13 protein-coding genes are annotated in these 12614 nt (G+C 60.2%); 9 read left to right on the plus strand and 4 right to left on the minus strand.

Annotated elements, in window-relative coordinates; translation table 11 throughout:
* Positions 1-45: 45 nt before the first annotated feature.
* From glyA to ACQY8Q_RS20235, 4 genes are read left to right on the plus strand one after another with little or no spacing between them, the layout of a single operon-like run.
* Entirely contained in the window at positions 46-1347 is a 1302-nt protein-coding gene (gene glyA, locus ACQY8Q_RS20220; RefSeq protein WP_428428204.1) for a serine hydroxymethyltransferase, read from the plus strand.
* Positions 1348-1374: 27 nt separating this feature from the next.
* On the plus strand, positions 1375-1848 hold the full coding sequence (nrdR, locus tag ACQY8Q_RS20225) for a transcriptional regulator NrdR (RefSeq protein ID WP_037107514.1): 474 nt from the start codon (positions 1375-1377) through the stop codon (positions 1846-1848).
* Positions 1849-1906: 58 nt separating this feature from the next.
* Positions 1907-3022, plus strand: coding sequence for a bifunctional diaminohydroxyphosphoribosylaminopyrimidine deaminase/5-amino-6-(5-phosphoribosylamino)uracil reductase RibD (gene ribD, locus ACQY8Q_RS20230; protein ID WP_428428205.1), 1116 nt, complete (start codon positions 1907-1909; stop codon positions 3020-3022).
* Entirely contained in the window at positions 3022-3642 is a 621-nt protein-coding gene (locus ACQY8Q_RS20235) for a riboflavin synthase (protein WP_428428206.1), read from the plus strand. The genes ribD and ACQY8Q_RS20235 overlap by 1 nt, the downstream gene beginning before the upstream one ends.
* Positions 3643-3725: 83 nt before the next feature.
* Here the strand turns inward: ACQY8Q_RS20235 and ACQY8Q_RS20240 are convergent, their stop codons facing one another.
* The 3 genes from ACQY8Q_RS20240 to ACQY8Q_RS20250 form a co-directional block, all read right to left on the minus strand.
* Complete coding sequence (locus ACQY8Q_RS20240) at positions 3726-5093, minus strand: calcium-binding protein (RefSeq protein WP_428428207.1); 1368 nt, start codon at positions 5091-5093, stop codon at positions 3726-3728.
* A gap of 366 nt (positions 5094-5459) precedes the next feature.
* Positions 5460-5978, minus strand: coding sequence for a GNAT family N-acetyltransferase (locus ACQY8Q_RS20245; RefSeq protein ID WP_113245255.1), 519 nt, complete (start codon positions 5976-5978; stop codon positions 5460-5462).
* A 42-nt stretch (positions 5979-6020) separates the two neighbouring features.
* Positions 6021-6524: a cupin domain-containing protein gene (locus ACQY8Q_RS20250; RefSeq protein ID WP_428428208.1), complete on the minus strand. Its 504-nt coding sequence runs from the start codon at positions 6522-6524 to the stop codon at positions 6021-6023.
* Between the two features lie 207 nt (positions 6525-6731).
* Here ACQY8Q_RS20250 and ribH point away from each other — a divergent pair, with 207 nt between their 5' ends.
* From ribH to ACQY8Q_RS20270, 4 genes are all read left to right on the plus strand, one after another.
* Positions 6732-7193, plus strand: coding sequence for a 6,7-dimethyl-8-ribityllumazine synthase (gene ribH, locus ACQY8Q_RS20255; RefSeq protein WP_113316057.1), 462 nt, complete (start codon positions 6732-6734; stop codon positions 7191-7193).
* Positions 7190-7684, plus strand: a complete 495-nt coding sequence (nusB, locus tag ACQY8Q_RS20260; protein WP_113245252.1) for a transcription antitermination factor NusB — start codon at positions 7190-7192, stop codon at positions 7682-7684. The genes ribH and nusB overlap by 4 nt, the downstream gene beginning before the upstream one ends.
* Before the next feature lie 9 nt (positions 7685-7693).
* Positions 7694-8929 (plus strand): MFS transporter, encoded by a 1236-nt coding sequence (locus ACQY8Q_RS20265; protein WP_428428209.1) that lies wholly within the window; start codon positions 7694-7696, stop codon positions 8927-8929.
* Positions 8930-9148: 219 nt separating this feature from the next.
* A complete protein-coding gene (locus ACQY8Q_RS20270; RefSeq protein WP_428428210.1) occupies positions 9149-11287 on the plus strand; it encodes a sodium-translocating pyrophosphatase in 2139 nt (712 codons plus the stop codon).
* A gap of 80 nt (positions 11288-11367) precedes the next feature.
* Here ACQY8Q_RS20270 and ACQY8Q_RS20275 read toward each other — a convergent pair whose 3' ends face one another.
* Positions 11368-11910 (minus strand): outer membrane protein assembly factor BamE, encoded by a 543-nt coding sequence (locus ACQY8Q_RS20275; protein WP_428428211.1) that lies wholly within the window; start codon positions 11908-11910, stop codon positions 11368-11370.
* A 131-nt stretch (positions 11911-12041) separates the two neighbouring features.
* On the opposite strand from ACQY8Q_RS20275, the gene ACQY8Q_RS20280 reads away from it, so the two are divergent.
* Positions 12042-12581: a ubiquinol-cytochrome C chaperone family protein gene (locus tag ACQY8Q_RS20280; RefSeq protein WP_428429831.1), complete on the plus strand. Its 540-nt coding sequence runs from the start codon at positions 12042-12044 to the stop codon at positions 12579-12581.
* The last annotated feature ends 33 nt before the right edge of the window (positions 12582-12614 follow it).

The following is a 12614-nucleotide window of genomic DNA, read 5'->3' on the forward strand; positions in this document are numbered from 1 at the left end:
GAGGACGATAAACACCGTGCCACAGTCTCTCGAGGAGCTTTCACAATGAGCGTTTCAGCCGTCAATCCCGATGTTTTCTTCACCCGCACGCTTGCCGATACCGACCCGGACATTTTCGGCGCGATCGGCAAGGAACTGGGCCGCCAGCGTCACGAGATCGAGCTGATCGCCTCTGAAAACATCGTCTCGCGCGCCGTTCTGGAAGCGCAGGGCTCGATCATGACCAACAAATACGCCGAAGGCTATCCGGGCAAGCGCTATTACGGCGGCTGCCAGTTCGTCGATATCGCCGAAGAACTCGCCATCGAGCGCGCCAAGAAGCTGTTCGGCGTCAATTTCGCCAACGTCCAGCCGAATTCCGGTTCGCAGATGAACCAGGCCGTGTTCCTGGCGCTGCTGCAGCCGGGCGACACGTTCATGGGCCTCGACCTCAACTCGGGCGGTCACCTGACGCATGGTTCGCCGGTCAACATGTCTGGCAAGTGGTTCAACGTCGTTTCCTACGGCGTGCGCGAAGGCGACAACTTGCTCGACATGGACGCCGTTGCCGAAAAGGCTCGGCAGCACAAGCCCAAGCTGATCATCGCCGGTGGCACCGCCTATTCGCGCATCTGGGATTGGAAGCGTTTTCGCGAGATTGCCGACGAAGTCGGTGCTTACCTGATGGTCGATATGGCGCACATTGCCGGCCTCGTTGCCGGTAACCAGCACCCGTCGCCGTTCCCGCATTGCCATGTTGCCACCACCACGACGCACAAGTCGCTCCGCGGTCCGCGTGGCGGTGTCATCCTCACCAATGACGAGGATCTGGCCAAGAAGTTCAACTCGGCCGTTTTCCCGGGCCTGCAGGGCGGCCCGCTGATGCACATCATCGCTGCCAAGGCCGTTGCCTTTGGTGAAGCGCTGCAGCCGGAATTCCAGGATTATGCTGCCCAGGTCGTCAAGAACGCCAAGGCGCTGTCGGAAACTCTGGTCGCCGGCGGCCTCGATATTGTCTCGGGCGGCACCGACAACCATTTGATGCTGGTAGATCTTCGCAAGAAGAACGCCACCGGCAAGCGGGCGGAAGCCGCGCTTGGCCGCGCCTTCATCACCTGCAACAAGAACGGCATTCCGTTCGATCCGGAAAAACCGTTCGTCACCTCCGGCGTTCGCCTAGGTACGCCTGCCGGTACGACACGGGGCTTCAAGGAAGCGGACTTCCGCGAAATCGGCAACCTGATCGTCGAAGTGCTCGATGGTCTCAAGGTCGCCAATTCCGATGAAGGCAATGCCACCGTTGAAGCTGGTGTTCGCGAAAACGTGGTCAAGCTGACCGATCGTTTCCCGATGTACCCGTACCTCTGATCCCAGACCTCTCCAGAAGGAGCCTTGATGCGCTGCCCTTATTGCGGATCGGAAGACAGCCAGGTGAAGGACAGCCGTCCTGCGGAGGACGGCGCCGCCATCCGCCGCCGGCGCATCTGCCCGGATTGTGGCGGCCGCTTCACGACCTTCGAAAGAGTGCAGCTCAGGGAGCTGATGATCCTGAAGAAGACCGGCCGCAAGGCGCCGTTCGACCGCGACAAGCTGTTGCGGTCGTTCGAGATCGCGCTGCGCAAGCGGCCGATCGACCGCGACCGGATCGAGCGGGCCGTGTCGGGCATCGTCCGGCGGCTGGAAAGCTCCGGCGAAACGGAAATTCCGTCGGAGGAGATCGGCCTGCAGGTACTTGAGGCTTTGAAAGGCCTCGATGACGTTGCCTTCGTCCGCTACGCCTCGGTCTATCGCGATTTCTCCCATGCGGATGATTTCGAGAAGGTGATCGCCGAGATCAGTGCCAAGATTGCGCGGGATCCCGGCGCCTGATGGATGCCAATACTTGCGCCGCCCGAAAGGGCGGCGTTTGACGTCTGAAGGGTGAGGGATGGGCATCGATATGGCTGAAGACGAGCGTTTCATGGCAGAGGCTTTGCGCCTCGCACACCAGCACCTCGGGGCCACCGGTTCCAACCCGTCCGTCGGCTGCGTCATCGTCCGCAATGATGGAGATGGCCCGAAGATCGTCGGCAGCGCGGTCACGGCGCTTGGCGGCAGGCCGCATGCGGAGACGCAGGCTCTGGCCGCTGCTGGAGCTGCTGCCCGCGGCGCCACGGCCTATGTTACCCTCGAACCCTGTTCCCATCACGGCAAGACGGCACCCTGCGCTGACGCGCTGGTTGCGGCCGGTGTTGCCCGGGTGGTCGTCGCCGTGGTCGATCCGGATGAGCGCGTCTCCGGTCACGGGCTGGAGAAACTGCGCGATGCCGGCATCGAGGTCGTCACCGGTGTGCTGGAGGAAGACGGCGAGCGCGAGCTTGAGGGCTACCTCATGCGCAAACGTAACAACCGGCCGTATGTGACTCTCAAACTTGCCGTTTCCGCCGATGGCATGATCGGCATCAAGGGGCAGGGACAGGTGTCCATCACCGGCGCACCGGCGCGGGAAATCGTCCACCGGCTGCGGGTTGAGACCGACGCCATCCTCGTCGGTATTGGTACGGCGATTGCCGACGATCCGGAATTGACCGCCCGTATCCCCGGACTGGAGCACCGCTCGCCGTTGCGCATCGTCATCGACGGCGATCTCGACCTGCCGGTGACCTCCAAATTGGCGCAGACGGCGCGCGTCGTGCCGGTCTTGGTCGTCACCGGCCAGAGTGATGGCTCGGTCGCCTTTCTGGCGCGTCAGCAGGCACTGGAGGCAGCCGGTGTCGAGGTCGTGGTCTGCGACCCGAAGGTGCCGGCCGATCTTCTGGCCGCACTGGCCACGCGGGGCGTGTCCTCGCTTCTGGTCGAAGGTGGCGCGCGCACGGCGCAGCAATTCCTCAATGACGGGCTGGTCGACCGGATTCTTCTGTTTACCGCACCGCTCACCCTTGGCGAGGAGGGGGTACCATCCCCAATTGACAGGAAACTGATCCCGGTGGGTTTCGTCCACAGGCGGACAGACACATTTGGTGACGACCTTCTCGACACCTACGAATACGAAAGAATCCCCTGATGTTCACCGGCATTATCACCGATATCGGCACCGTCGAAACCATTACGCCCCTTGATGAGGGCATCAAGCTGCGCATCGCCACCGCCTATGATCCGAAGGGCATCGACATCGGTGCCTCGATTGCCTGTGCCGGCGTCTGCCTGACGGTCACGACGTTGCCGGAAGAAGGCGCCAACGGCCGCTGGTTCGAGGTCGAGGCCTGGGAAGAGGCGTTGCGGCTGACGACGATTTCATCCTGGACGGTCAATCAGAAGATCAATCTGGAGCGCTCGCTGAAGATCGGCGACGAACTGGGCGGTCACATGGTGTCCGGGCATGTCGATGACAAGGCCGAAATCCTCTCTGTCGAGGCGGAAGGCGAGGCCACCCGTTTTCGCCTGCGCGCGCCGGACCATCTGGCGAAATTCGTGGCCCCAAAGGGCTCCATTGCACTGGATGGCACATCCCTGACGGTCAACGCCGTCAATGGCACGGATTTCGACGTGCTTTTGATCCGTCATTCGCTGGAGGTGACGACGTGGGGTGAGCGCAAGGCCGGCGATTTCGTCAATTTCGAAGTCGACACGATGGCCCGCTATGCCGCACGTCTCGCAGAGTTTCCGGCGCCGAAAGCCGAGTAGAGCTTTCTCCGCCGCCGATGCACCATGGTGGCGGACGACCAATACGGCCGGCAACGCCTTCCGTATTGGTCTTGTCCTTCTGCTCAGAGAATGAAATACCCCTTCGACAGCATGACGGCGTCATCCAGATGGATGGCGAAATCCGCCGTCTTGTCGCCGTTGATATCGCCGTAGATATAGGTGTCCGATGCTTGCTTGCTGTAGTTCAGTTCACCGGCTTTGCCGCTGAATGCTGCGGTCCCGATAAACGTGAATGCCTGATCACCTGATACCGATGAGTTGGCATCGATGGCCGACAGATCCAGCCGGTCACCGCCGGTGCCGGAAAAATCGAAGATCGTATCGCGGCCGGTTGTGGTCACTGTCGTGTCAGACAGGGCCTTGAAGACGAAGGTGTCGGCACCCACACCGCCCGTCAGGCTATCGGCGCCGAGGCCACCATAAAGCGTGTCATTGCCGGCATCGCCCGACAGCAGATCGTTGCCCGACCCGCCGGACAGCACGTTGCCGCCGGTATTGCCGTAGAGCTTGTCGGCATAGTTCGTGCCGGTCAGGTTTTCGATCGAGACACAGACATCGCCCTTTGCGTCGCCGATATTGGCGGTCGCATTGGCGAGATTTGCCGTGACGCCTGCCGTTGCGCCGGCATAGTTTGCCGTGTCTGTGCCCACTCCGCCATCGAGCCTGTCCGCGCCCGCGCCGCCTCTGAGCGTGTCATTGCCCGCATCCCCGGACAGGAGGTCATTGCCTGCCCCACCGGATAGAAGATTGGCGCTGGCATTGCCGTAGAGTTTGTCGGCATAATTTGAGCCGGTCAGATATTCGATCGAGACATAGACATCACCCTTGGCGTCACCGGTATTCAAGGCTGCATTGGCAAGGCTCGCCGTACCCCCCACTGTTGCTGTCGAATAGGCTGCGGTATCGGTTCCCGCGCCACCGTCGAGCTTGTCGGCGCCTGCGTCGCCACTCAACCAGTCGTTCCCGTCGCCACCGGATATGGTGTCGTTTCCGGTTCCTCCGAATATCGTATCGTTGCCACCATTTCCTGTTGCAACATCGTTGCCGCCGAACAGTTTGACGTAGTCGTTGCCATTGCCGCCCTTGAAGTTGTCGGCACCCGCCAGGGCATTGGAAATGACGTTGAAATCATCGCTGGTACTGGCTGTTTTTGCGGCATTGATGATGCTGGTGATGGAGACACTGAGGCCTTCGACCAGGAATGCCTTCGTCGCCTGGTGCCATGTGGCATAGCTCTTGACGGTGCCACCAATCGGTGCGCCCATTCTGTCATAGGCGAAATTGATACCGGAAAACTCTTCCTTGCCCATCGCGTATTGCGCGACAAAGCTTGTTGCGCTGCGGGTATAGGACGAAGCGTTGAGGATTTCGCTGAAGTCGATGTCGCGGATGTCATATCCGAATCCGCTGTTTATGATGATGTTCACCATGGTGGTCCCGCGCGCTTTCCTGCAATCACGCTGCCCTCTGACATTCAGGCACGTGGATAAACAGCGCCGTCACGTTTATCGTGATGGCGATCATGACTGGCTGCTGTGTGCCGATCCTGTGGATTTGATTGGGTGGGCACCGAGGGCATTTCCAGATCTACGAAAATAACACATCGTGCTGGTTGAAAACGTCAGCCAGCCTACCTCTTCTTTAGTAGTTCCGCCCTCTCATTTCGGCACCGGTGAAGGGGCGCGATATCACCACCTGAAAGGGAAACACGAACATGGAGGTATGGCTTCCGGCAGCCTTGGCCCAGCTGAGCCATGCCGTCCGCGGATCGATGCAGCGTGCGAAGAGGTGGCGATCTAGCGCTCCAGCAAAATCACATTCGCCCCGTGATAGGTCGTCCGCGCGGTTTCCTTGAACTGCAGTTTCGAGGCGACCCTCAGCGAGGCGCGGTTGCCGATATCGATGATGCAGGTCTTCTTCAGCGATGGAAAATGCTGGTCGCCCCACTTTATTGCGGCGGTGACGGCCTCGGTTGCAAGGCCTTGGCCGTGCGAGCGTGGCGACAGCGCCCAGCCGGTTTCCATCGTGCCTTCGACCGAAGGGCTGATGCCGCGATGCAGGTCGTGAAAGCCGGCTTCGCCGATAAACTGGCCGGTCTCGCGGTCCTGCAAAGCGAAAAAGCCGAAGCCGAAATAGTGCCACATGCCGATCTGGCGCAGGAACCGCGTCCAGGCCTGTTCCCGCGAAAACGGGATGCCGCCGACGAAGCGGGTGACTTCAGGATCGGCAAAAAGCGCGGCATAGGCGACAAAGTCGTCGCGGCGGTAGGGGCGCAGGATCAGGCGTTCTGTTTCGATGGTAGGGACGCTGTGCATGAGGCTGTTCAGTCCGTTTGAAATGATGATTCCGGTATTCGATCAGATTCCCGGCTCGCCGTCCCAATAATCAGTTTCGCTTTGCTTGCGTCCGACAAAACGGAAGACAGGTTTTCCGCCGGGGGTTGCGCGTGACTTGGCGAGAAACTTGCCCGAGTCCGGATATTCGACAATTTCGGCCTTCGCATTGGCCGAAATGGACAGATAGGTGAGGGGAACAGTGCCGGTATTGATCAGATGATGGGCCGTCTCCGGGCCACCGGCGGGAGCGCCGAGCACATCGCCCTGTTTGACGGGATAGCGATCCGGTCCGAACCGGTATTCGCCTTCGCCACTCAAAATGACGAACAGCTCTTCCTCTATATGGTGATTGTGGAATGGGCAGCCGGATTTCCCCGGCGGGACTTCGCCGTAACCTATGCCGAGATCCTTGAGACCGAGCCGTTCGCCGAAGGCCGCGTCGCGGGATTCAAAGAATGTGCCTTCCTGCCAGTGCTCCAACTCAAGTTCGGCCGGGCTGACGACGGGCTTTTCTATCTTTGTCATGTTTTTCTCCACCTCGGCAAAACTTGTATAGAGACGCCATCGGATTGAAAAGATGGCGGCAATTTCAGCTGTTCCGCATGGAGTGATGGTTGAACGCCCGTCCAAATCCATGCAAACCGCGAAAAATGCTTGCCAACCGGGCTCCAGCGTGGTTTGACCGCCGCCTGCGCTGGAGATGTCCGGCCCCCAATTTCAGACAGGTGACAAATGTCCGATACCGAAAAACCACATATCCTGATTGTGGAAGCGCGTTTCTATGACGATATGGCTGACGCTTTGCTCGATGGCGCTACATCGGCACTCAAGGATGCGGGTGCGACCTATGATGTCGTGACCGTTCCCGGCGCGCTGGAAATTCCGGCGGCGATCGCGATGGCGCTCGACGGCATCGACAATGGCGCCACCGAGTATGACGGTTTCGTCGCGCTCGGCATGGTCATCCGTGGCGAGACGTATCACTTCGACATCGTCTCGAACGAATCCTCACGTGCGCTGATGGATCTTGCCGTCAGCGAAAGCCTTGCCATCGGCAACGGCATCTTGACCGTCGAAAACGACGCGCAGGCCTGGGCTCGTGCCAAGAAGAGCGAAGGCGACAAGGGCGGCTTTGCTGCCCGTGCGGCGCTGACCATGATCGACCTGAAGATCAAGCTGGGCGGCGAACAGTGAGCGACACTCCTACCAACCCGCCGGCCGACCAGCCGATCAAGCAGGCAAACCAGCGCGGCGCAGCCCGTCTTGCCGCCGTTCAGGCACTTTACCAGATGGATGTCGGCGGCACCGGCGTGCTCGAGATCGTCGCTGAATATGAAACGCACCGGCTCGGCCAGGAAATCGACGGCGATACCTATCTTAAAGCAGATGCCTCGTGGTTTCGCTCGATCGTTGCTGGCGTCGTGCGCGACCAGCGCCTGCTTGATCCGCTGATCGGCACGGCCCTGCAGGACGACTGGGCACTATCGCGTCTCGATTCGACCGTTCGTGCCATCCTGCGCGCCGGCACGTTCGAATTGCGCGAACGCAAGGACGTTCCGGTCGCCGTGATCGTTACCGAATATGTCGAGATCGCCAAGGCCTTCTTCGAACAGGACGAACCGAAGCTCGTCAATGCCGTGCTCGACCGGATCGCCCGCACGATCAGAACCGACGTCAAGAAGTAAGGTCACGCAATGACAGGGCAGGCAGGCAATGTGCAGGGCATGGATCATGAACTGTCCGGCGCCCGCCGCAATGTCTATCTGCTGACGGCGGCTCAGGCCATTCTCGGCACGATCGGCCCGATTGTCTTTTCCGTTGGCGGCGTCGCCGGTTATCAGTTGCTTGGCGACGACAAGTCGCTGGCGACGGCACCGCTGACCGGTTTCAATGTCGGCGTCGCCCTCGGCGCGGTTTTCGTCGCCGCCATGTCCCGGTTTGTCGGCCGCAAGGCAGCCTTCATGGTCGGCGCTCTTCTGGGCGCTGGCGGCGGACTGGTTGCCGCCTATGCGCTGTTTCAAAGCGACTTCTGGCTGTTCGCGCTCGGCCTGTGCATATCGGGCATCGCTGGTGGCTTTACCCAGAAACTGCGCTTTGCCGCCGCTGATGCGTCTCCCCGATTCTACAAGCCACGGGCGATTTCCTGGATACTCGCCGGCGGCATGGTGTCCGCCGTGCTCGGGCCGCAGCTGGTTATCCTGACCAAGGATGCGCTGGCGCCGGTGTTCTTTGCCGGTGCCTTCATCGCGCTCGTTCCCACGTGCCTCGCGGCCATCGCCATTCTGGCGTTCCTGCGGCTGCCGGATCTGCGTCCGGCCTCGGGCACCGCCGCCGTCGGCCCCATCCGGCCGTTGCGCGAGATCGTGCTGACCCAGCGCTTCCTCACCGGCATGGTCTGCGGCATCTCCACTTATGCATTGATGACCTTCATGATGACCGGTGCACCGATCGCCATGGTCGTCGGCTGTGGTTTTTCGCAGGATCTGGCGACACTCGGCATCCAGTGGCATGTGCTGGCGATGTTTGCCCCGAGCTTCTTCACCGGCATGCTGGTCAGCCGCTTTGGCGCAGAACGAGTGGTTGCCTGCGGCTTGGTCATCCTGATGCTGTGCGCGCTGGTGGCGCATGCGGGAATTGCGCTGTGGAATTTCTGGGGCGCACTGATCCTGCTCGGGGCGGGCTGGAATTTCGGTTTCATCGGTTCGACCGCGATTGTCGCCTCCAGCTACCGGCCGCAGGAAGCCGACAAGGTGCAAGGGTTCCACGACATCATCCTGTTCAGCACTGTCGCACTTGCCTCGTTCGGCTCTGGCAAGGTGCTGACAGCCTATGGCTGGGACATGCTGAGCGCCGCCGTCTGGCCGGTGACAGTATTCTGTCTTTTGCTGCTCATTTCGCTGTTTGTCGCCGAAAGGCGGCGGGCAGTCTGAGATTTACCGCCGAAAGTGGTATTTCCCTCCTGTAAGCCACCGCCAACATACCGAAAAACGTGGGTTTTTCCGGTTTTCGCGGCTTGACGATCCCGATTCGCCACAGCACTCTGCAGCCACGTACGCGGCCCATGCTTGAAGAGGAGGCTTGGGCTGCTGCGCTTTTTGGGGGCCTGCGGAACGGAGTGAGCCCGTAGGCTAAACGGAGGAAATCGCGAAATGACCATACTTCTGGGCGTTATCGCATGCGGGTTGCTTTCGGTGGTTTATGCCATCTGGGCGACGCGATCGGTGCTATCTGCCGATCAGGGCAATGCCCGCATGCAAGAGATTGCAGGCTTCATACGCGAGGGGGCGCAGGCCTATCTCACACGTCAATATATGACCATTGCCATCGTCGGTGCCGTTGTCTTTGTCGGTGCCTGGGTTCTTCTCTCCGTGACAGCCGCCATCGGATTCCTGATCGGCGCGGTTCTGTCGGGTGCGGCCGGGTTCATCGGCATGCACGTTTCCGTCCGCGCCAATGTCCGCACGGCGCAGGCATCCTCCGTCAGTCTCGCGGCAGGTCTCGATATCGCCTTCAAGTCCGGCGCTATTACCGGCATGCTGGTTGCAGGCCTGGCTTTGCTCGGCGTCACCATCTACTATCTCATCCTGACGGCCGGCCTTGGGCTTGCCGAAGGCTCCCGTGACGTGATCGACGCCTTGGTGTCGCTCGGCTTCGGCGCCTCATTGATCTCGATCTTTGCCCGTCTCGGTGGCGGTATCTTCACCAAGGGCGCAGACGTCGGCGGCGATCTGGTCGGCAAGGTGGAAGCCGGTATTCCGGAAGACGATCCACGCAACCCGGCCACCATCGCCGACAATGTCGGCGACAATGTTGGCGACTGCGCCGGCATGGCGGCCGACCTGTTTGAAACCTATGCCGTCTCGATCGTTGCCACCATGGTTCTGGCTGCAATCTTCTTTGCTGGCGGGGCCAATCTCAGCCTTGTGATGAGCTATCCGCTGGCCATCTGCGGTGCCTGCATCATCACCTCGATCATCGGTGCCTTCTTCGTCAAGCTCGGCTCGAACGGCTCGATCATGGGCGCGCTCTACAAAGGCCTGATCGTCACTGGCCTGTTGTCGATCGTCGGCCTCGCCGTTGCCACGTCGCTGACTATCGGCTGGGGCTCGATCGGCACTGTCGAGGGCAAGGACATCACCGGTACCAACCTGTTCATCTGCGGTATTCTCGGCCTTGTGGTCACCGCACTGATCGTGGTGATCACCGAGTACTATACCGGCACCAACAAGCGTCCGGTCAATTCTATCGCCCAGGCCTCCGTCAGCGGCCACGGCACCAACGTTATCCAGGGCCTTGCCGTGTCGCTGGAATCCACAGCGCTTCCGGCGCTCGTCATCGTCGGCGGCATCATCTCGACTTACCAGTTGGCAGGCCTGTTCGGCACGGGTATCGCCGTCACCGCCATGCTCGGCATTGCCGGCATGATCGTGGCGCTCGATGCTTTCGGTCCGGTCACCGACAATGCCGGCGGTATCGCTGAAATGGCCGGTCTTCCTCCGGAAGTCCGCAAGTCCACCGACGCGCTCGATGCTGTCGGTAACACCACCAAGGCTGTCACCAAGGGCTACGCGATCGGTTCTGCTGGCCTCGGCGCCCTGGTACTATTTGCCGCCTATTCGAACGACTTGAAGTACTTCGTCGCCAATGGCGACAAGTATCCGTACTTCGCCGATGTCGGTACGATCTCGTTTGATCTGTCCAACCCTTATGTCGTCGCTGGCCTGATCTTCGGCGGTCTCATCCCTTACCTGTTCGGCGGTATCGCCATGACGGCCGTCGGCCGTGCGGCCAGTGCCGTGGTGGAGGAAGTCCGCCGTCAGTTCCGCGAAAAGCCCGGCATCATGGCAGGAACCGACCGGCCCGATTACGGCCGTGCGGTCGACATGCTGACCAAGGCGGCGATCCGCGAAATGATCGTGCCGTCATTGCTGCCGGTGCTGGCACCGATCGTCGTCTATTTCGGCGTGCTGCTGATTTCCGGCTCCAAGGCATCTGCCTTTGCAGCACTTGGCGCTTCGCTTCTTGGCGTGATCGTCAATGGCATCTTCGTCGCCATCTCGATGACGTCGGGTGGTGGTGCCTGGGACAATGCCAAGAAGAGCTTTGAAGACGGTTTCGTCGACAAGGATGGCACGCGTCACCTGAAGGGTTCGGAAGCCCACAAGGCCTCCGTCACCGGTGACACCGTCGGCGACCCCTACAAGGACACTGCAGGTCCAGCTGTCAATCCTGCGATCAAGATCACCAACATCGTAGCGCTGCTGCTATTGGCTGTTCTCGCAGGATAAGTATGGCTAAAATTCGCTCCGCGGCGCCAAAGAGTGTCGCGGAGCTATCGAAAGATTAATCGCCGGCCGGGCTATCGCCCTTATCGGCCATTCCGATTGTTGTTATTGTTGCTGTTACCCAGTACCGACTGCGCCATGCTCTTGCCGATACCGTTGCCGGATAGCAGCTGGCCGAGGAAGGTCATTTCCTTGCCGCCGGTTTGCGTGGTGCGGGAAATCATGTCGAAGACCTTGCCGTCCTTGAGCGTGTAGTGCGCCAGTTGCGAAACCACGCCATCCTTGTCGAAATAGACGGCAAGCACGCTCTGATCGACCAGCTTCGCCTTCATGAAGGCGACCGGGCGCTGACGCTTCTGGGAAATGTAGTAGAACACTTCATTGTCGAAGGTCGCGGTTGTCGATGGTGTTCCCAGCGACAAAAGCACCTGTTCGCGGCTGGAGCCGACCGGTGCCAGAGCCAATGTCTCCTGGTCGACGACATAGCCCTGATTGATGGTTTCGCTGGTGTTCAGCATATCGGCTGTCTTGCAGCCGGAAAGGGTGGTTACGCAAATTGCCAATGTAAAGGCGACGTTATTCAGAAATTTCATGTCTGACCTGAAATACCGTTTCGTCAACGACATCTCCCCCAAGGTAACGCTGGCAGATGCGCCATTGCATTTCGTGCCTGCTTCGGTAAACCAGCTTCGGCAATCATGCAATAACAGGATGCGCGGGCTAGCGCATTTTGAAGCAGGCAAACTTGGGCTTTATGATGATATTCGGACTGTTTGGCAAAAAAAACGGCAATGTGGCCATTGTAAAGCGCCAATACGCGCTGTTGACCGCCGCCGCCCGCCGTCCGTACCTCTATACCGACCTTGACGTGCCGGACACTGTGATGGGCCGTTTCGAGATGCTGTCGGCATCGCTGATCCTCTATTTCCGCCGCACACGCAGCTCGCAGCGGGCCGGCCAGGAGATTGCCCAGGAGATCATCGATGCGTTCTTCGAGGACGTCGATCATTCGATCCGCGAACTCGGCGTCGGCGATGTCGGCGTGCCCAAACGCATGAAGAAGTTTGCCTCGATGTTCTATGGCCGGCTCGAAAGCTATGCCGCCGCTCTGGAGCGCGGAAATCGCAATGAGCTTGCCACAGCACTGAAGCGCAATTTCCATCCGCAGACCGACGATCAGGCTTTATCGATGCTCGGGCTCGCCGACTATCTGCTGGCTGCCGAAGCCCAGCTTGCGCTGCAAGGCGAGGATGTCGTAGAAACCGGCCGGATCGACCTGCCGCAAGCGGCCGCCTGACATCGGTCTAACCGGCAGCACTATCTTGGGCGG

Source organism: Pararhizobium sp. (assembly GCF_965279435.1).
Classification (GTDB): domain Bacteria; phylum Pseudomonadota; class Alphaproteobacteria; order Rhizobiales; family Rhizobiaceae; genus Pararhizobium.

Coding starts and splice junctions, on each gene's coding strand:
- ribH (WP_113316057.1), top strand. CDS start 6,732: ATGTCCGATACCGAAAAACCACATATCCTGATTGTGGAAGCGCGTTTC.
- ACQY8Q_RS20240 (WP_428428207.1), bottom strand. CDS start 5,093: ATGGTGAACATCATCATAAACAGCGGATTCGGATATGACATCCGCGAC.
- ACQY8Q_RS20270 (WP_428428210.1), top strand. CDS start 9,149: ATGACCATACTTCTGGGCGTTATCGCATGCGGGTTGCTTTCGGTGGTT.
- ACQY8Q_RS20265 (WP_428428209.1), top strand. CDS start 7,694: ATGACAGGGCAGGCAGGCAATGTGCAGGGCATGGATCATGAACTGTCC.
- ACQY8Q_RS20275 (WP_428428211.1), bottom strand. CDS start 11,910: ATGTCGTTGACGAAACGGTATTTCAGGTCAGACATGAAATTTCTGAAT.
- ACQY8Q_RS20235 (WP_428428206.1), top strand. CDS start 3,022: ATGTTCACCGGCATTATCACCGATATCGGCACCGTCGAAACCATTACG.
- ACQY8Q_RS20280 (WP_428429831.1), top strand. CDS start 12,042: ATGATATTCGGACTGTTTGGCAAAAAAAACGGCAATGTGGCCATTGTA.
- ribD (WP_428428205.1), top strand. CDS start 1,907: ATGGGCATCGATATGGCTGAAGACGAGCGTTTCATGGCAGAGGCTTTG.
- glyA (WP_428428204.1), top strand. CDS start 46: ATGAGCGTTTCAGCCGTCAATCCCGATGTTTTCTTCACCCGCACGCTT.
- ACQY8Q_RS20250 (WP_428428208.1), bottom strand. CDS start 6,524: ATGACAAAGATAGAAAAGCCCGTCGTCAGCCCGGCCGAACTTGAGTTG.
- ACQY8Q_RS20245 (WP_113245255.1), bottom strand. CDS start 5,978: ATGCACAGCGTCCCTACCATCGAAACAGAACGCCTGATCCTGCGCCCC.
- nrdR (WP_037107514.1), top strand. CDS start 1,375: ATGCGCTGCCCTTATTGCGGATCGGAAGACAGCCAGGTGAAGGACAGC.